The following is a 17180-nucleotide window of genomic DNA, read 5'->3' on the forward strand; positions in this document are numbered from 1 at the left end:
ACTGATGACGCGAATTCAGCCCCTCCCCTGTCAGCTGGCCAGTCAGATGCCCATCGGTCGCTACCAGCCCTTCGTCCCGCAGAAGCTGCCTGACCGCACCTGGCCCGACAAGACCCTCGACCACGCCCCGCGCTGGCTGTCCACCGACCTGCGCGACGGCAATCAGTCCCTCATCGACCCCATGACCCTGGCTCGCAAGATGCGTATGTTCGAGCTGCTCATCGAGATGGGCTACAAGGAGATCGAGATCGGTTTCCCCTCGGCCTCCCAGACTGACTTCGACTTCGTCCGTCAGGTCGTCGAGTCCGGCATCGTCCCTGACGACGTCACTATCTCGGTCCTGACCCAGGCCCGTGAGGACCTCATCGAGCGCACCGCGCAGAGCCTCGTGGGCGCCCACCGCGCCACCATCCACATGTACAACGCGGTCGCCGAGCTCTTTCGCCGGGTCGTGTTCAAGATGGATGAGCAGCAGTGCATCGACCTGGCTCACCGGGGCACCGAGTGGGTCGTCAAGTACGCCGAGAAGTACCTGGACGACGTCGAGTTCGGTTACGAGTACTCCCCGGAAATCTTCAGCCAGACCTCCACGGACTTCGCCATCGAGGTCTGCCATTCCGTCATGGACGTCTGGCAGCCCGGTCCGGACCGCGAGATCATCCTCAACCTGCCGGCCACCGTCGAGATGAGCACCCCGAACACCTACGCCGACCAGATTGAGTACTTCTGCCGCAACATCCGTGACCGCGAGAACGTCTGCGTCTCCCTGCACCCGCACAACGACCGTGGCACCGCCGTCGCGGCCGCCGAGTTCGCTCAGATGGCCGGCGCCGACCGCGTCGAGGGCTGTCTCTTCGGCCACGGCGAGCGCACCGGCAACGTCGACCTGGTCACCCTGGGCATGAACCTCGTCAGCCAGGGAGTTGACGCCGGTATCGACTTCTCCGACATGCCCAAGATCCGCCGCACCGTCGAGTACTGCACCGGTCTGCCAGTGCCGGCCCGCCAGCCCTACTCCGGCGATCTGGTCTTCACCGCCTTCTCCGGTTCCCACCAGGACGCCATCAAGAAGGGTCTGGAAGACCTGGCCCGTCGCGCCGAGGACCAGGGCATTGACATCAACGAGATCGGCTGGGAGGCCCCGTACCTGCCCGTTGACCCGCACGATCTCGGCCGTACCTACGAGGCCGTCATCCGTGTCAACAGCCAGTCTGGCAAGGGCGGCATGGCTTACCTGATGAAGACTGAGCACCAGGTCGACCTGCCGCGTCGTCTGCAGATCGAGTTCTCCCGCGCGGTGCAGAACTACACCGACGACCAGGCTCGCGAGATCTCCCACGACGAGATCTGGGACCTGTTCAACCGCGAGTACCTGCAGGTGCCCGGTATCGAGCTGGTCAGCCGCACGACCTCCACGGAGTCTGGCTCCTACCAGCTCACCGCCAACCTGCGAAACAACGACGAGAACACCCAGGTCCATGGTGAGGGCAACGGTGCGGTCTCGGCATTCATCGACGCCCTGGCCTCCCTCGACGTCGCCGTCCAGGTGCTCGACTACTCCGAGCACGCCATGACGTCCGGCGGCACCGCGAAGGCCGCCGCCTACGTCGAGTGTGAGATCGGAGACGGCGAGACCTCGCAGATCCTCTGGGGTGTCGGAATCGATCCCGACATCACCCAGGCCTCCCTCAAAGCCGTTGTCAGCGCGGTGAATCGCTCCCGTCGCTGACCCAGCCAAGGATGGGCGACCAGCAGATCAGGCGGTGGGGTTGACCTCATTGGGGACGGCCCCGCCGAACCTGCGGTCCCGCTTCGCGTACTCCAGGACGGCGTCCCACAGGTCTCGGCGATCGACGTCGGGCCACAGCACGTCGGAGAACACCATCTCGGCGTAGGCCGACTGCCACAACAGGAAGTTCGATGTGCGCTGCTCTCCCGAGGAACGCCAGAACAGGTCGACGTCAGGAATCTCTGGCTCGTCGAGGTGAGTGCGGAAGCTCTTCTCAGTGATGTGATCCGGAGCGATCTTCCCCTCGGCCGCCAGCCTGGCGATGTCTCGCACCGCGTCGACGATCTCGGCGCGACCGCCATAGTTCACGCAGAACTGCAGGGTCAGGACGGTGTTGTCAGCTGACTGCTGCTCGGCCGACTCCAACTCCTTGATGACCGACTTCCACAACTTGGGGTGACGACCCGCCCAGCGGATACGCACCCCCATGGCGTCAAGCTGGTCACGACGACGATGGATGACGTCGCGGTTGAACCCCATCAACCAACGCACTTCGTCGGGGGAGCGCTTCCAGTTCTCGGTGGAGAAGGCGTAGGCGCTCAGGTAGGGGATGCCCATCTCGATGGCCCCCTCGATGACGTCGAAGAGGGCGTCCTCACCACGGGCGTGCCCCTCGGTTCGTTTGAGGCCGCGCTGCTTGGCCCACCGTCCGTTGCCGTCCATGACGATGGCGACATGTCGGGGGATGAGCTCCGGAGGTAGTTCCGGAGGACGAGCTCCGGACGGGTGCGGCAGCGGGCCGCGCTTCGGGGGTCGCGGTGTGGTGTGAGCCATGGGTCACAGCGTAGTGGCGTTGCGCTCGTCAGGGATCCGACGGTGGTGTTACAGCCGACGTCCCATGTTGCACAGACGGACCAGCAGCAACTGGCAAGCCTGTTTCGACCCTCACAGCGTCGTCCAGACGATGATGATTCCCGAGCCGAGACAGGCGATGATCGAGGCGACGCTAGTCCAATGGCCGATGCGTTCTCGAGTCCGTCCGGAGATACCCGAGGAATTGGGGCGCAGACGATCGACAACGATCGGCAGCCATGCCGGGATGAGGACGATCCACCACGTGACGATGAGGGTCAGGATGCGCACGATGAGTGGCAAGTCGGATGTTCCGATGCGCTGGCTTGACGAGATGAACAGTGGGATCGTCGTGAAGTTGGTGGCCATGCCGAGAGCACCCCAGGTGAACATGCCGTGCGCACCCGTGGATCGCGGACCCGACGATTTCTTGTGTCGGAATTTCTGGACGCGATGGGATCCCCATTTCTTCCACGCCAGATAACAGCCGAAGAGGAAGAGCAGAATGCCCAGTACACGGTCGACGGCGTGGGAGGCCAGCTGACGGGAGGCGAAGTCGGTGGCGGCACTTCCGAGCAAGCCAAAACTCGTGATGCCAATGGCGCCGAGCACCAGCCCTGCACCGGACACGAAGGCCCAACCATGGTTCTGTTTCTGGCCATGCACAGCGGCGCTGGCATTGAGGATCATGACCGGACTGACGGCTGCCACGAGCACCAGGTACCACACGCTGCCGAGCAGCGCGACGAAGGTATCCATGAGGCTTCTCCTGGTGGGGGTTCGCGACAACGTTACTGGGTGGGGGCATGCTCAGAGTCGGCGGACACCCTGAAAGGCCAGGCATGGCAGTTTTGCGCGGAGCATTTTCGGTTGCACACCGTGACTGGGAGACAATGGGGGTCATGCCCACCTACCGCGATCAAGCTGTCGTCCTGCGCACGCACAAGCTAGGTGAGGCCGATCGCATTGTCTCCATGCTGTCGCGGGAACACGGCAAGATTCGCGCAGTGGCCAGAGGTGTCCGACGCACCTCCAGCAAGTTCGGAGCCCGGCTGGACCCTTTCAACCTCGTCGATCTGCAGTTGGTGCAGGGACGAAACCTCGACGTCGTCGCTCAGGTGGAATGCCTTCACCCATATTCCGCGCCACTGCGTCAGGACTATGGGCTCTTCACGGCCGCAGAGGTCATGGTCGAGGCCGCCGATCACCTGGTCCCGGTGGATCGGGAGCCCGCCCCGGCCCAGTATCGGTTGCTCGCCGGTGCGCTGCGAGTTCTTGGCCGGGGGACGGCTGACGGTCCACGTCCACCTGAGATGGTGTTGGACTCCTACTTGTTGCGATCCTTGTCGGCGTCGGGATATGCCCCGGATCTGGTCGATTGCGTCCGCTGTGGAGCTCCCGGCCCGCACCCTGGGTTCTCGCCCAGCCTGGGCGGAGTGGTCTGCATCAACTGTCAGCCACCGGGCACGCCACATCCCCATGAGGAGACGATCGCCTACCTGCAGGCACTGCTGGTGGGGGACTGGCCTGCTACCCGTGAGGTGACGTGGCCGAGGATCCGGGAAGGATCGGGGCTCGTCGCCGCCTTCGTGTCCTGGCACATGGATCGAGGACTGCGTTCGATGCCGTTCCTGGAGCGTTGATCTGGTCTGGAGCCTGACCTCTGGCCACCTGCGGTGGCTACGACGACATCAATCACAACGTGCCGATTATCTCCACCGACACCAGCGGTCCGGTGAAAGCCAATCTGCTCAGTACCCACCCGGTGTGCAAGCAGGGCGACTACCGCGCCGTGATCTCCCCGGGACGAGGGACACCTTCAAGCCCTACGGGGCCTTCGAGGCGACCAGCACCACTGACCGGGAGATGCCGCTCACCCAGGCTGGTCGCCTTCCTGACGACCACGCCGCGTGGAATGACCAGGACACTAATTCCCATAAGTGGACCTGGAACGACACGAATCACCGTCAGAACGCGGGACTGTCCTGAGCTGTCAAAGATAGCGGGAGGCCGGCGTGATGTCGGCCTCATGTTTGTGTGTTCTTGTACGGACTATCAGGTTTCGCGAATGGGTTTGGCGCGCGGGATTCGAGCATCGACGACCCACCAACCATTGCGCAGACCAATGGAGATCTCACCACGGAGCAGGGAGACCCGCTCCTTGAGTCGCGCAATACCCATCCCGGTGGAACGGACGGGTTCAATCTCGGATTCGGTAACCGGATTGGAAACGGTGACGACGACGCCATCGCCATCGTCTCGGACAATGATCTTTGCCGTGGTCGGGCCATTGTGTTTGATCGCGTTCGCGGTCGACTCGTCGAGGATTCGGTTGACGGCGTCGGAAACACTCACTGGCATTGGTTCACAATCAACCGACCAATCGACGTGCCATCCCAAGGTTTCAAGGCGCGTCACCATGGCTGCCACGGTGGCCTCGACGGAGTCCTCGTGGGTGGGGGAGGACACCAGCGGAAGATTCTGGTTTCGCAGCACCAGGAGCAGGCGCTGAAGGTCGTCGAGGGCCGTCCGGGAGGTCGTCTCAATGGACTTCGACGCCGTGATGACGTCTTCGTCAGCGGTATTGAGACGAAGGGAACCCGCCAGCATGGTGATGACGGTGAGGTCCTTGGCCACGACGTCGTGGAGCTCGGCTGCCAGCTGTTGGCGCTCTTCCTCGCGGGCGTGGGCGGCCTGTTTGAGGGCGTCAGCTGCTTGCTCCTCCGCCTGTTCGCGGCGGTGATCGAGCCAGCGGAATGCAGAGCCGAATCCGACACCGATTCCGCATGCGAGGCCTGAGACCAATAGGATGGAAGCCAATCGCGTTTCATGAGTGGTCGCTCGAACTATGACGACAGTGGCTCCGATAATAATCGGAATGAAATGGCGTCTTAGGCCGTGTTGGCTGGCGAAGAATGCAAGCACGACCAGCAGGGGGATGCTAAATGCGATGTTTCCTGCGGCTACGCTACTGACCAGGCCGACGAGGAGTAGCAACTCCTGTAGTACAGGACGCCCCCAGCACAGCAAGGCCACCGTGGTGAAGACGTAGGTGGCTGCCATCCAGATCAGCGTACTGCTGCATCGGTGAGTTACGACAGCCACACGAAGATCGTCCGCACCGGAAAACACCAGCACAGTGATGACGGTAACCGTGATACCAAAGGTTCGACTGCTCCCTTTGGAAATGAGGCGACGCCCAGGCGAATCACTATTCATTTAATGTGCTTCCATATGGCCCAGACGGCCCTCATATTGGGTATGGGTGCCGGATCAGTAGTAACACCAATCAGGGTAGATGCTGCACAAGCCGTCCATAACTCCCTCGGCATGTGCCTTTGGCTGCGTATTGACGGCGTTCTGGACAGGGGCGGACTCGGCGGAGGCCTGAGCGGGGACTGCCATCGAGAAGGAGCTAACTGCTAAGGCAGCCACGATGCCGGTGATGATTTTCTTCATGGGCACAATGTATCCCTTCGGAGGGGCCACCTACAACGGGATGCAGAGAGTCGCGCGGATGTCACTGACACGTGCAGCGACATGCTGTGCGCATGGGCCGGTTGGCCGCGCACATGGCCCGGAATGTGGCCTGACTTTGATCATTTGTTCGTCAGTGGCGCTGGGTCGAACCCGCTGTCATGGGGGCTGCTCAGACATGCGAGGATGGTAACCAGCGTAAGGAGGTGCGATGTCAGTTCGAGTCGTTGTCACTGACGATCATCCGATCATGAGGCAGGCCCTCGCGGGCTATTTCTCCCGCGTCGAGGAGATGGAGGTCGTCGGCCAGGCCTCCAACGGTCGTGAAGCCGTCGAGCTCGTTGACCAGCTGTTGCCCGACGTCGTCCTCATGGACCTCAAGATGCCTGAGATGGACGGTCTGACGGCCACCCGAATGATCGTCTCCCGCCATCCTTCTGTTCGCGTCGTCGCCCTGACCACCTTCGCCCGCCGGGACATCGTCGTCGAGGCCATCCTTGCCGGTGCCGCCGGATATCTCCTCAAGGAGTCCGAGCCCGAAGCCGTCATCGCTGGGGTACGCGCCGTCATGGCCGGTCAGGTGACCGTCTCACCAGAGATCGCCCGAGGGGTTGTCGAGACCTTCTCGGCCCAGGTTGGGGGGAAGGCAACACCTCGTCATGTCGACATGAACCCGGTGGAACTCTCCAACGCCGACGACGACGTCCTCAAGCTTCTCGCCGAGGGGCTGTCGAACGCTGTCATCGCGGAAGAACTGTGCCTCAGTGAGTCTGCCGTCAAACAGCGTATTGGTCATCTGGCGAAGAAACTGGGAGTGCGAAGCCGTCTCGAGGTGCTGGTGCGAGCCTGCGAGCTGGGTCTCGTCACCCCGCGGCTGCGCCGCTGATCAGGAATTGTCGCGCGTTGTCGAGCATTCCGAGCAGATCCCGAACAACTCCAATTCGTGTCCGGTCTCGCTGAACCCGTGCTTGGCAGCGATGTCGCGCGCCCAGTCCTCCAGGATTTTCTCCGGGCCAATCTCGACAGCCTTGCCGCAATTACGGCACACCAGATGGTGGTGGTGAGCTGAGGAACAGCGTCGGTAGGTCATCTCGCCATCCTCGGAGCGGATGGCATCGAGTTCGCCGTCCTCGGCCATCGTCTGCAAGTTCCGGTAGACCGTGGCCAGACCGACCTGGTCCCCCCGTTCCCTCAGTTGGTCGTGGACCTGCTGGGCAGTGAGGAAGAACGACTCGTCGTCAAACAGAGCACGAATGGCAAGGCGCTGTTTGGTCGTACGCCGCTGATTCTCCACCATGATCACCTCACTGCTGGGCGTGGAATTGCCTCAAATGTACCCCAGCGTCTTGTGGATGACCCCGGGTGCACCATCTCGGACGGCTCCGAGGCGGGGTTGGTGGTGATTGCTGCCGCGTGGTTACCGGTAGGCTGGTCAATGGCCTCGCTGCCTGGACATGTAGATCCGTCGGTGGCGCTGCCCGCGTGGACACCATCCGGGTGTCCACTCCAATGAGGACTTGGAAGAAAGGGACGGCTGTGGCCTCCACCAGCACACTCGACAACGTCATCAACCTTTGCAAGCGTCGCGGATTCGTGTTCCCCTGCGGCGAGATCTACGGCGGCACCCGGGCGGCCTGGGATTACGGCCCATTCGGCGTCGAGCTTAAGGAGAACATCAAGAGGCAGTGGTGGCGTTACATGGTCACCTGTCGTGACGACGTCGTCGGCCTTGACTCGTCGGTCGTCCTGCCCCGCGATGTGTGGGTCGCGTCCGGCCACGTCGGCGTCTTCAATGACCCGTTGACCGAGTGTCTGTCGTGTCACAAGCGTATGCGTGCTGACCATCTTCAAGAAGGCCACGCCGCCAAGCACGGGATCGGCGATCCGGACTCCGTCCCTCTGGGGGAGATCAACTGTCCCAACTGTGGCAACAAGGGCCAGTGGACCGAGCCCCGTGACTTCAACATGATGCTCAAGACTTACCTCGGCCCGGTCGAGGACGAGTCCGGTCTGCACTACCTGCGTCCCGAGACCGCCCAGGGTATCTTCGTGAACTTCCAGAACGTGCTCACCAGCGCTCGTAAGAAGCCGCCGTTCGGTATTGCTCAGACCGGTAAGTCCTTCCGGAACGAGATCACCCCCGGGAACTTCATCTTCCGCACCCGCGAGTTCGAGCAGATGGAGATGGAGTTCTTTGTCGAGCCCGGCACCGACGAGGAGTGGCACCAGTACTGGATTGACAACCGCACTGCCTGGTACACCGACCTCGGTATCAACCCCGACAATCTGCGTCACTACGAGCACCCCAAGGAGAAGCTCTCCCACTACTCGAAGCGTACCGTCGACATCGAGTACAAGTTCGGGTTCGCCGGTTCCGACTGGGGCGAGCTCGAGGGCATCGCCAACCGCACCGATTTCGACCTGGGCACCCATTCGAAGCATTCTGGCAAAGACCTGTCCTACTACGACCAGGCCAACAACAAGCGTTACCTGCCTTATGTTATTGAGCCGGCGGCTGGTCTTACTCGTTCGCTCATGGCGTTCATGGTTGACGCGTACACTGAGGATGTGGCTCCGAATGCCAAGGGTGGGGTTGATAAGCGTACTGTCCTGAAGCTGGATCCGCGTCTCTCGCCGGTCAAGGCTGCTGTGCTGCCGCTCAGCCGTAATTCCGATTTGTCTCCGAAGGCTCGCGATCTGGCGGCTCGCCTGCGTCAGTACTGGAACGTCGACTTCGACGATGCTCAGGCCATTGGTAAGCGTTACCGTCGCCAGGATGAGATCGGTACTCCGTTCTGTGTCACTGTGGACTTCGATTCCCTCGAGGATGACGCTGTGACGATCCGTGAGCGCGACACCATGGCTCAGGAACGCATCGCCATCGACAAGGTCGAGGAGTTCCTCGCCGGGAGGTTGCTCGGCTGCTGATCCTCTGGTCAGACCAATCCGACTGACAGTGGGGCCGGGGTATCCATCTCAGGTATCCCGGCCCCGGTGCGTCTTAGGAAAACGTCGTCCTTTAGGCTGTTCGGACAGCAGTGAAAGGGTGATGACTCCATGAGCGTGCCTGACGTTCGAGAGCGACGTGAACTTGAGCGCGGGGGGGATGCCGTGGCCATTCGTGCGCGCAGCGCAGCGCGTCCCTCCAACGTCACACTGAAATTGATCATGGCCATCACGGGGACGATCTTCGCGTTGTTCGTCTTCGTGCACATGGTCGGAAACCTCAAGGCCTTCATGGGCGCAGACGACTACAACGCCTACGCGGAGTTTCTCCGCACGGTCCTGTACCCACTGTTCCCCATAGGTGGGGTGCTGTGGTGCTTCCGGATCGTGCTACTCGTCTGTCTGGTCCTGCATGTGTGGGCCGGTCTGACGATCTGGGCAAGGGGTCGACGAGCCCGCGGAAAGTTTTCCCGGCACAACATGAAGGCGTTGGGATGGGGGGCCCGCACGATGGTGCTGTCGGGCATTGTCATCTTGGCCTTCGTCGTGGTGCACATCCTTGACCTGACCTTGGGTAAGGGTGTCGCGTCCGCGTCCTTCCAGGGGCCGGTCAACGAGGGAACTCCTGACATCCAGATCACCGCGTACCAGAACCTCATCGCCAGTCTGTCGCGGCCGTGGATGGCGATCTTCTACACCGTCGTCATGATCATCATCGGGTTGCACATCTGCCAAGGCGTGCGCAACACCATCAATGACTTCGGCGGAACCGGCCGTCGTCTCCGCGCCGTCTGGACGGTGATTGGCCTGCTCATCGCACTGGCCATCGTGGTGTGCAACGGCGCACTTCCCATGCTCATTCTCGCCGGGGTGATCTCATGAAAAACGTCATTGGTGCCATCATCAAGCCTCTTGAGAAGATTGCCGGACGTCACGGTGAGGTGACTGTCGACGAGCCGGCCAAGGAACTTGTCAAGCCCGAGCAACCTCAGCCACGTCAGGCTGAGGTGAGCGTGCCGAGACGAGCAGCCCGCAAGGGTTCCAAGGCCCGCGACAACCTTGGGCCGGCTCAGAAGAAGGCCGGATACCTCGTAGGGGACGAGCTTGACGGCAAGGCCCCCGAGGGGGACCCGCTGACCGCGTGGACCCGTCGTCAGAGCGAGTACAAGCTGGTCAACCCCGCCAACCGACGCAAGATGAACGTCATCGTGGTGGGAACTGGACTGTCCGGTTCCGGCGTCGCCGCGACCCTGGGGCAGCTCGGCTACCACGTCGACTCCTTCTGCTTCCACGACTCGCCGCGTCGGGCCCACTCGGTGGCCGCTCAGGGCGGTATCAACGCCGCTCGGTCCCGCAAGGTTGACGGCGACTCCCTCAAGAGGTTCGTCAAGGACACCGTCAAGGGAGGCGACTACCGAGGCCGTGAGGCCGATGTCGTTCGACTCGGCACCGAGTCTGTACAGGTCATCGACCACATGTATGCCATCGGCGCTCCGTTCGCCCGCGAGTACGGCGGTCAGTTGGCCACCCGATCCTTCGGCGGCGTGCAGGTCTCTCGCACCTACTACACCCGTGGTGAGACTGGTCAGCAGCTCGAGGTTGCCTGTTCCCAGGCCTTGCAGGCCCAGATCGACGCCGGATCGGTGACGATGCACAACCGAACCGAGATGCTCGACCTCATCGTCGCCGACGGCAAGGCTCAGGGCATCGTCACTCGTGACCTGCTCACCGGTGAGGTCAGGGCTTGGACGGCTCACGTCGTCATCCTGTGCACCGGCGGATACGGGTCGGTCTACCACTGGTCGACCCTGGCCAAGGGATCCAACGCCACCGCGACCTGGCGGGCTCACCGTCAAGGTGCCTACTTCGCCAGCCCTTGTTTCGTGCAGTTCCACCCGACCGCCCTGCCGGTCAGTTCGTACTGGCAGTCCAAGACGACCCTCATGAGTGAGTCGTTGCGCAATGACGGCCGGATCTGGGTGCCGCGGAAGGCCGGTGACGAACGTCCGGCGAACGACATCCCGGAGGAGGAGCGTGACTACTACCTGGAGCGCAAGTACCCGGCCTTCGGCAACCTGACGCCTCGTGACGTCGCCTCCCGCAACGCCAGGACTCAGATCGACAGCGGCCACGGTGTGGGTCCGCTCAAGAACTCGGTGTACCTGGACTTCCGGGATGCCATCCAGCGTCTGGGTAAGAAGACCATTGCGGAGCGTTACGGAAACCTCTTCGACATGTACCTCGATGCCACCGGGGAGAACCCCTACGAGGTGCCGATGCGTATCGCCCCGGGAGCCCACTTCACAATGGGTGGCCTGTGGGTCGATTACGACCAGATGAGCACCATCCCGGGTCTGTTCGTCGGTGGTGAGGCCTCGAACAACTACCACGGCGCCAACCGGCTGGGAGCCAACTCCCTGCTGTCGGCCAGCGTCGACGGGTGGTTCACCCTGCCCCTGACGGTGCCGAACTACCTGGCCGGATTCGTCGGGAAGCCAGTGCTGCCGCTGGATGCTCCCGAGGTCACCGCGGCCATCGAGAGGGTCCGGAAGCGCACCGATGCCCTACTCAATTGTGGGGGGACCCACCGTCCGGAGTGGTTCCATCGCAAGCTGGGCGACATCCTCTACGAGCACTGCGGGGTCTCGCGTGACGAGTCGGGCCTCCTCGAGGGTCTGTCCAAGGTGCGTGAGCTGCGTGAGGAGTTCTGGCGCGACGTCAGAGTCGTCGGAAGTGGTGACCGACTCAACCAGGAACTGGAGAAGGCTGGCCGGGTCGCCGACTTCATCGAGCTCGGCGAGGTCATGATCCTCGACGCCCTGGATCGCCGGGAATCGGCTGGTGCGCACTTCCGCACCGAATACGCCACCGAGGCTGGCGAGGCCAAACGTAATGACGACGACTGGTGCGCGGTCTCGGCGTGGGAGACACGGCCCGACGGCACCCAGGTTCGCCACAGCGAGCCGCTGACGTTCTCGTTGATCGATCTGCAGGTGAGGGATTACCGATGAGGGTGACATTGGATATTTGGCGTCAGGACGGCCCGAAGGCCAAGGGACGTTTCGAACGCCACGTCGTGGAGGACGCCGAGCCGGAGTGGAGCATCCTCGAGTTGCTCGACCGGCTCAACGACCAGATCGTCGAGAATGACGGTGACCCGATCGTCTTCGAGTCCGACTGCCGCGAGGGAGTGTGTGGCTGCTGCGGATTCGTCGTCAACGGCAAGCCGCACGGGCCGCTGCCGAACACCCCGGCGTGCCGTCAGCACCTCAGGGCCTTCCCCGAGATCACCCACTTCAAGATCGAACCCTTCCGCTCGGCGGCCTTCCCGGTCATCCGTGACCTGGCCATCGATCGCTCGAGCCTGGACCGCCTGGTGCAGGCCGGCGGAACCGTCGACGTCATGACGGGAACCGCTCCCGACGCCGACTCGGTGCCCCAGCCGCACAAGGATGCCGAGCAGGCCCTCGACTTCGCATCCTGCATCGGATGCGGAGCCTGCGTGGCTGCCTGCCCGAACGGTGCTGCCATGCTTTTCGCCGGCGCGAAACTCTCGCACCTGGCGATGATGCCGCAGGGTCGTCAGGAGCGCTCGAAGCGAGCGCGTCGCATGGTCAATGCCCTCGACGAGAATTTCGGCCCCTGTTCCCTCTACGGGGAATGCGTCGAGGCCTGCCCGGTGAGCATCCCGTTGGTTGCCGTTGCCCGGGTCAATCGGGAGCGCTGGCGTGCCGGGTTCCGTGGGGCGCGCAGCAAGGACAACTGATTGGAAAGGTCAGCTGAGACGACGAGAGGGCTGGTATCCGTGACGGGTACCAGCCCTCTCGCGTGATGTGTACGGGATCCGGCTCAGTCGAAGTCCAGACCCAGGTCGAGCACCGGGGCGGAATGGGTGATGGCACCCACCGCTATGTAGTCGACCCCGGTCGCGGCCACATCCTTGGCTCGGTCGAGTGTCAGGCCACCAGAGGCTTCGGTGATGACACCGCGGGGCCGACAGATGCTGACTGACTCCGTCATGAGGGAGTCGTCCATGTTGTCGAGCAGAATCGTCGTCACACCTGCCTCGACGGCCTCGCGCACCTGGTCGACGGTGTCACACTCCACCTCGCAGACGATATCGGGCTGGTGGGATCGCACCGCTTCGACAGCGGCCGTCAGAGACCCGGCCGCGGCGATGTGGTTGTCCTTGACGAGGGCAGCATCCGACAGTCCCATGCGATGGTTGAGCCCACCTCCGCAGCGCACCGCGTACTTGTCGAGGTCACGCAGACCGGGGACGGTCTTGCGGGTGTCGCGGACCTTGGTGTCGGTGCTTGCCAGGGCATCAACCCACTGGGAGGTGGCCGTCGCCACTCCGGAGAGATGACTGGCCAGGTTGAGCATGGTGCGCTCTGCCACCAGCAGGGTGCGCAGCGGCCCCGAGACGGTCGCGACGGCGTCGCCGGGGGAGACCCGGGTGCCGTCGTCGTGGTGGGTGGTGAACTCGACATTGGTTCCGGTGCGGTTGGCGAGGAGGTGCAGCACGGCAGCGCCGACTGGAACCCCGGCCAGGCAGCCGTTCTGACGAGCTCTGATGTCGGCTCGGCCGGCGGCCCCACCGAAGATCGACTCGGTTGTGACGTCAGTGCCGCCGCGCAGGTCCTCGTCCAGACAGGCCTCGATGGTTCTGACGACGAGGTCGGGATCGAGCCCGCGTTCGGAGATGGTGCGGACCAGATCGTGCGGCAGTGCGGTCATGCGATGCTCCTCTCCTGGCTGCGCGTGATGACCGTCGGACGTCCACCGACGAGGCGCAGGTCAGTGTGCAGCTGGAAGGACGGGTTCTGACCCGGATGATCGCTGCGGCGATGAGCTCCCCGGGACTCCGTGCGCCACAGGGCCGCGATCGCCAGGGTTGCCGCGACCAGAGCGGCATTGGTCGCGGTGAGGGTGGCGTCTTCGAGACCCTCAGTGGGAGTCATCCGGTGCAGGTCTCGGAGGGCTCGCCGCAGACCGGTGGCATTGCGACTGATGAAGACGTCGCGGTCCATGATGGCCTGCACGGACTCCAGATGCTCGCCCGGTAGCCAGCGACGATGGCGCAGCTGCTCAGGGACGTGGGACGTCGGGGAGAGCGGGCCAGTGGGACTGGTGGAGCAGCGTCCGCTGCGCTCGCCAGCGATGAGGGCCTCGGTCAAGGAATTCGAGGCCAGACGATTGGCCCCGTGAACTCCTGTGCAGGCAGCCTCGCCGACGGTCAGCAGGCCGGGGACCGAGGTGCGTCCATCCATGCCGGCGGCGATGCCACCGCAGTGGTAATGAGCTCCTGGAGCGACCGGGATCGGCTCGGTACAAGGGTCGATGCCGTGTTCTCGACAGCTGGTCAGGATCGTCGGGAAGCGATGCCGCCACATGTCCTCGCCGAACCCGGTCGCGTCGAGGAGTACGTGGTCAGATCCGGTGGCGATCATGGCCTCGTGCTCGGCGGCGGAGACGATGTCGCGGGGTGCGAGGTCGGCGAGCGGGTGGACTCCGGTCATGATGCGACGACCGTTGACGTCCAGGAGGACGGCACCCTCGCCGCGCACCGCCTCCGAGATGAGGGGAGATCGGCCCTCGTTCCCGGGGAGGAAGAGAACGGTGGGGTGGAATTGCATGAACTCGGGGTTGCGGATCGTCAGTCCGGCGCGCAGGGCTGCCGCCATCCCGTCACCGGTACACACCGAGGGGTTGGAGGTGGCCGACCACAGCGCTCCGATGCCCCCGGTCGCCAGTACGACGCAACGCGCCGGAATCATCACCGCATTTCCGTCAGACAGAGCCGTCACACCGCATACATCCCCATTCGGACCGATGATGAGGTCGATGAGACGGGTACCCGTCAGGACGGTGATCCCGGTTCCCTCCAACTGAGCGCTGAGGCACTGATGGACCTCGTGTCCGGATCGGTCGCATTCGGCATGGAGAACTCGACGAGCATGGTGGCCCCCTTCGAGGTGGAGATCCGGCTCGCCATCGGCCCCGGTGTCGAAGTGAGCTCCGAGGCCCATGAGATGACGCAGGGCTCCCGGGGCGTGGTGGACCAGGTCGTCGACGTTGTCGCGGTGGCACAGCCCAGCACCTGCCGCGAGGGTGTCGTCGAGATGGAGGGAGAAGGAGTCATCCTTGCCCCAGACCGCAGCCAGACCACCCTGCGCCAGATCGGTGGAGGAGTCGTCTATCCCCTCGCGGGTCATGATCGTCACGGAGCGCCCGATCTCGGCAGCGGCCAGAGCGCAGGACAGGCCCGCGGCTCCGCTGCCGACGACGAGAACGTCGCATTGATGCTCAGGCATGAGCCGACTCCTTGACGGGGGCGGCCGTCCCGCCGATGGCGATCATGCGCTCAACGGCTCTGCGAGCCTTCTCGGCCAGGGCGGGATCGACGGTGACGGCCTCGGCCCCGGTCTCCAGGCAGCGCAGCAGTTTCTCCGGAGTGATCATCTTCATGAAGGGGCAGACGGCATCCGGGTTGACCGCGGTGAAGGTGGTGCCGGGATTGGCCTGACGCAGCTGGTGGAGCATGCCGGTCTCGGTGGCGACCAGGACGTGGCTATTGCGGGTGGCGCGGGCGGCATCGAGCATTCCGCCGGTCGACAACACATGGGTACGATCCTGGGGAAGGTCGCCGTTGCTGGTCAGCCACAGGGCGCTGGTCGTGCAGCCACACTCGGGGTGGATGTAGAGGTCGGCCTCGGGATTGGCCTTGACCTGGTCACACAGCTCGGTGGGGGAGATGTCGGCGTGCACGTGGCACTCGCCCATCCAGACGTGGATGTTGTGGCGTCCGGTCATGCGGCGCACATGGGCACCGAGGAACTGGTCAGGACCGAAGAGGATCTCCTGGTCGGCAGGTAGGGAGTTGACGACGTCGACGGCATTGGAGCTGGTGCAGCAGATGTCGGACTCGGCCTTCACCTCGGCGGTGGTGTTGACGTAGGTGACGACGGCAGCGTCGGGATGCTCGGCCTTCCAGGCCCGCAGCTGTTCGACGGTGAGGGAGTCGGCCAGGGAGCAGCCGGCCTGGGCGTCAGGGATGAGGACGGTCCTGTCGGGGCACAGCAGGGCAGCGGTCTCGGCCATGAAGTGGACCCCAGCCAGCACGATGGTGCTTGCCGAGCTCTTGGCGGCCAGGCGCGCGAGGGCCAGGGAGTCGCCGACGTGGTCAGCCACGTCCTGGATCTCGGGGGCCTGGTAGTTGTGGGCGAGGATGATCGCGTCGCGCTCCTTTGCGAGGCGACGGACAGTGTCGGCCCAGGTCGAGGAAACTCGGGTAGTGGCGCAGTCGGTGGTCACGGGAACGACTCCTTTCAGGTAATCGACGTCTAGTCTAGAACTACTCGTCTCGGAGACGAAAATGGGATCGTCGAGGCATCCGGATAAGCTGACTCCGTGATGACAACGGCTCACGGAGACGCCGGAGATTCCGCCCCGCGTCCGACCTATCGAGACCAGCGCGGGGTGGCGAAGTATCGTCACGAGGTGCTGGTCGTCGTCGTCAGGGTCGCGGGGGATGATCTCGAGGTAGTGGTCAAAGATCGTGCTCGCGAACCGTTCACCGGGATGCCTGCTCTGCCCGGTGGGCCACTCGAGGTCTGTGAGACCATGGAGCAGGCCGTCGTCCGCCACCTCAAGGGTCTGTTGGACGTCTCACTGTTGGGCCACCACGAGCAGTTGTCCACGCGCTCCGAGCCGGGACGTGACCCCTTCGAGAGGACGGTCGCGACGACATACCTCGGTCTGGTGGCCCCCGGCGTCGAGGCTGGCGGGGGAGCGCGCTGGCTGCCTGTGCGGGAGTCCGTACCGATGGCCTTCGACCACGCGCAGGCCGTCGAGGAAGCCGTCGTCAGACTGCGTGGCAAGATCTCCTACACCAACATCGCCCATGCCCTTGCGCCTGCAGAGTTCACCCTGGCCCAGTTGCGCGACATCTATTGCGCTTGTCTGGGCCATGACGTCGACGTCACGAACCTCTCACGAGTGCTGCGTCGCCGTGGCCAGATCGTCAAGACCGGTCACCTAGAGGAGTCGGGGGAAAGAGGAGGCCGGCCACCGGCCACCTGGACCTTCACCCGACACGACTACGAGGTCACCGATCCCTTCGCCGTGCTGCGCCCGGCGTCACGGGACAACCTCACGGGACAATGAGTCTTGA

The 17180-nt window shown here is 63.6% G+C and carries 17 protein-coding genes; 9 read left to right on the forward strand and 8 right to left on the reverse strand.

Going from position 1 to position 17180, the window contains the following annotated elements; translation table 11 throughout:
• Positions 1 to 4 precede the first annotated feature (4 nt).
• Positions 5 to 1729, forward strand: coding sequence for a 2-isopropylmalate synthase (gene leuA / locus AC6I1W_RS07385; protein ID WP_117189552.1), 1725 nt, complete (start codon positions 5 to 7; stop codon positions 1727 to 1729).
• Positions 1730 to 1756: 27 nt separating this feature from the next.
• Here the strand turns inward: leuA and AC6I1W_RS07390 are convergent, their stop codons facing one another.
• Together AC6I1W_RS07390 and AC6I1W_RS07395 are read right to left on the reverse strand one after the other, a co-directional pair.
• Entirely contained in the window at positions 1757 to 2452 is a 696-nt protein-coding gene (locus AC6I1W_RS07390) for an isoprenyl transferase (RefSeq protein ID WP_065672839.1), read from the reverse strand.
• A 222-nt stretch (positions 2453 to 2674) separates the two neighbouring features.
• Positions 2675 to 3340 carry a hypothetical protein gene (locus AC6I1W_RS07395; RefSeq protein ID WP_065672616.1) on the reverse strand — a complete coding sequence of 222 codons (666 nt, stop codon included), beginning with the start codon at positions 3338 to 3340 and terminating at the stop codon, positions 2675 to 2677.
• A 143-nt stretch (positions 3341 to 3483) separates the two neighbouring features.
• Between AC6I1W_RS07395 and recO the strand changes: the two genes are divergently transcribed.
• The gene (recO, locus tag AC6I1W_RS07400; RefSeq protein WP_117189620.1) at positions 3484 to 4224 is read left to right on the forward strand and encodes a DNA repair protein RecO; all 741 of its coding nucleotides are present in this window, start codon (positions 3484 to 3486) and stop codon (positions 4222 to 4224) included.
• Between the two features lie 124 nt (positions 4225 to 4348).
• On the forward strand, positions 4349 to 4570 hold the full coding sequence (locus tag AC6I1W_RS07405; RefSeq protein WP_117189553.1) for a hypothetical protein: 222 nt from the start codon (positions 4349 to 4351) through the stop codon (positions 4568 to 4570).
• A 66-nt stretch (positions 4571 to 4636) separates the two neighbouring features.
• Here AC6I1W_RS07405 and AC6I1W_RS07410 read toward each other — a convergent pair whose 3' ends face one another.
• A complete protein-coding gene (locus tag AC6I1W_RS07410; RefSeq protein ID WP_065672617.1) occupies positions 4637 to 5800 on the reverse strand; it encodes a sensor histidine kinase in 1164 nt (387 codons plus the stop codon).
• 54 nt (positions 5801 to 5854) lie between these two features.
• Positions 5855 to 6040, reverse strand: coding sequence for a hypothetical protein (locus tag AC6I1W_RS07415; RefSeq protein WP_065672618.1), 186 nt, complete (start codon positions 6038 to 6040; stop codon positions 5855 to 5857).
• Between the two features lie 229 nt (positions 6041 to 6269).
• Here AC6I1W_RS07415 and AC6I1W_RS07420 point away from each other — a divergent pair, with 229 nt between their 5' ends.
• A complete protein-coding gene (locus AC6I1W_RS07420; RefSeq protein WP_065672619.1) occupies positions 6270 to 6944 on the forward strand; it encodes a response regulator in 675 nt (224 codons plus the stop codon).
• Here the strand turns inward: AC6I1W_RS07420 and AC6I1W_RS07425 are convergent, their stop codons facing one another.
• The gene (locus AC6I1W_RS07425; protein ID WP_065672841.1) at positions 6945 to 7355 is read right to left on the reverse strand and encodes a Fur family transcriptional regulator; all 411 of its coding nucleotides are present in this window, start codon (positions 7353 to 7355) and stop codon (positions 6945 to 6947) included.
• A 212-nt stretch (positions 7356 to 7567) separates the two neighbouring features.
• On the opposite strand from AC6I1W_RS07425, the gene AC6I1W_RS07430 reads away from it, so the two are divergent.
• The 4 genes from AC6I1W_RS07430 to AC6I1W_RS07445 all read left to right on the forward strand — a co-directional run bounded on the left by AC6I1W_RS07430 (position 7568) and on the right by AC6I1W_RS07445 (position 12770).
• A complete protein-coding gene (locus AC6I1W_RS07430; RefSeq protein WP_117189621.1) occupies positions 7568 to 8986 on the forward strand; it encodes a glycine--tRNA ligase in 1419 nt (472 codons plus the stop codon).
• Positions 8987 to 9115: 129 nt separating this feature from the next.
• Positions 9116 to 9886 (forward strand): succinate dehydrogenase cytochrome b subunit, encoded by a 771-nt coding sequence (locus AC6I1W_RS07435; protein WP_004811651.1) that lies wholly within the window; start codon positions 9116 to 9118, stop codon positions 9884 to 9886.
• A complete protein-coding gene (locus AC6I1W_RS07440; protein ID WP_065672621.1) occupies positions 9883 to 12015 on the forward strand; it encodes a fumarate reductase/succinate dehydrogenase flavoprotein subunit in 2133 nt (710 codons plus the stop codon). Before AC6I1W_RS07435 ends, AC6I1W_RS07440 begins: the two co-directional genes overlap by 4 nt.
• Positions 12012 to 12770, forward strand: a complete 759-nt coding sequence (locus AC6I1W_RS07445; RefSeq protein WP_284950669.1) for a succinate dehydrogenase/fumarate reductase iron-sulfur subunit — start codon at positions 12012 to 12014, stop codon at positions 12768 to 12770. The genes AC6I1W_RS07440 and AC6I1W_RS07445 overlap by 4 nt, the downstream gene beginning before the upstream one ends.
• A gap of 83 nt (positions 12771 to 12853) precedes the next feature.
• Here AC6I1W_RS07445 and nadC read toward each other — a convergent pair whose 3' ends face one another.
• From nadC to nadA, 3 genes are read right to left on the reverse strand one after another with little or no spacing between them, the layout of a single operon-like run.
• Positions 12854 to 13744, reverse strand: coding sequence for a carboxylating nicotinate-nucleotide diphosphorylase (gene nadC, locus AC6I1W_RS07450; protein ID WP_284950670.1), 891 nt, complete (start codon positions 13742 to 13744; stop codon positions 12854 to 12856).
• On the reverse strand, positions 13741 to 15321 hold the full coding sequence (gene nadB, locus AC6I1W_RS07455) for an L-aspartate oxidase (protein WP_284950671.1): 1581 nt from the start codon (positions 15319 to 15321) through the stop codon (positions 13741 to 13743). Before nadB ends, nadC begins: the two co-directional genes overlap by 4 nt.
• Positions 15314 to 16321 (reverse strand): quinolinate synthase NadA, encoded by a 1008-nt coding sequence (gene nadA / locus AC6I1W_RS07460; RefSeq protein WP_284950672.1) that lies wholly within the window; start codon positions 16319 to 16321, stop codon positions 15314 to 15316. Before nadA ends, nadB begins: the two co-directional genes overlap by 8 nt.
• 99 nt (positions 16322 to 16420) lie before the next feature.
• Between nadA and AC6I1W_RS07465 the strand changes: the two genes are divergently transcribed.
• A complete protein-coding gene (locus tag AC6I1W_RS07465; protein WP_117189556.1) occupies positions 16421 to 17173 on the forward strand; it encodes an NUDIX hydrolase in 753 nt (250 codons plus the stop codon).
• The last annotated feature ends 7 nt before the right edge of the window (positions 17174 to 17180 follow it).

It is taken from the genome of Cutibacterium sp. KB22876 (assembly GCF_059728865.1).

Excerpts from the sequence above, each read along its gene's own strand:
- leuA (WP_117189552.1), top strand. The coding sequence starts at position 5 with ATGACGCGAATTCAGCCCCTCCCCTGTCAGCTGGCCAGTCAGATGCCC.
- AC6I1W_RS07390 (WP_065672839.1), bottom strand. The coding sequence starts at position 2,452 with ATGGACGGCAACGGACGGTGGGCCAAGCAGCGCGGCCTCAAACGAACC.
- AC6I1W_RS07395 (WP_065672616.1), bottom strand. The coding sequence starts at position 3,340 with ATGGATACCTTCGTCGCGCTGCTCGGCAGCGTGTGGTACCTGGTGCTC.
- recO (WP_117189620.1), top strand. The coding sequence starts at position 3,484 with ATGCCCACCTACCGCGATCAAGCTGTCGTCCTGCGCACGCACAAGCTA.
- AC6I1W_RS07410 (WP_065672617.1), bottom strand. The coding sequence starts at position 5,800 with ATGAATAGTGATTCGCCTGGGCGTCGCCTCATTTCCAAAGGGAGCAGT.
- AC6I1W_RS07415 (WP_065672618.1), bottom strand. The coding sequence starts at position 6,040 with ATGAAGAAAATCATCACCGGCATCGTGGCTGCCTTAGCAGTTAGCTCC.
- AC6I1W_RS07420 (WP_065672619.1), top strand. The coding sequence starts at position 6,270 with ATGTCAGTTCGAGTCGTTGTCACTGACGATCATCCGATCATGAGGCAG.
- AC6I1W_RS07425 (WP_065672841.1), bottom strand. The coding sequence starts at position 7,355 with ATGGTGGAGAATCAGCGGCGTACGACCAAACAGCGCCTTGCCATTCGT.
- AC6I1W_RS07430 (WP_117189621.1), top strand. The coding sequence starts at position 7,568 with ATGAGGACTTGGAAGAAAGGGACGGCTGTGGCCTCCACCAGCACACTC.
- AC6I1W_RS07435 (WP_004811651.1), top strand. The coding sequence starts at position 9,116 with ATGAGCGTGCCTGACGTTCGAGAGCGACGTGAACTTGAGCGCGGGGGG.
- AC6I1W_RS07440 (WP_065672621.1), top strand. The coding sequence starts at position 9,883 with ATGAAAAACGTCATTGGTGCCATCATCAAGCCTCTTGAGAAGATTGCC.
- AC6I1W_RS07445 (WP_284950669.1), top strand. The coding sequence starts at position 12,012 with ATGAGGGTGACATTGGATATTTGGCGTCAGGACGGCCCGAAGGCCAAG.
- nadC (WP_284950670.1), bottom strand. The coding sequence starts at position 13,744 with ATGACCGCACTGCCGCACGATCTGGTCCGCACCATCTCCGAACGCGGG.
- nadB (WP_284950671.1), bottom strand. The coding sequence starts at position 15,321 with ATGCCTGAGCATCAATGCGACGTTCTCGTCGTCGGCAGCGGAGCCGCG.
- AC6I1W_RS07465 (WP_117189556.1), top strand. The coding sequence starts at position 16,421 with ATGACAACGGCTCACGGAGACGCCGGAGATTCCGCCCCGCGTCCGACC.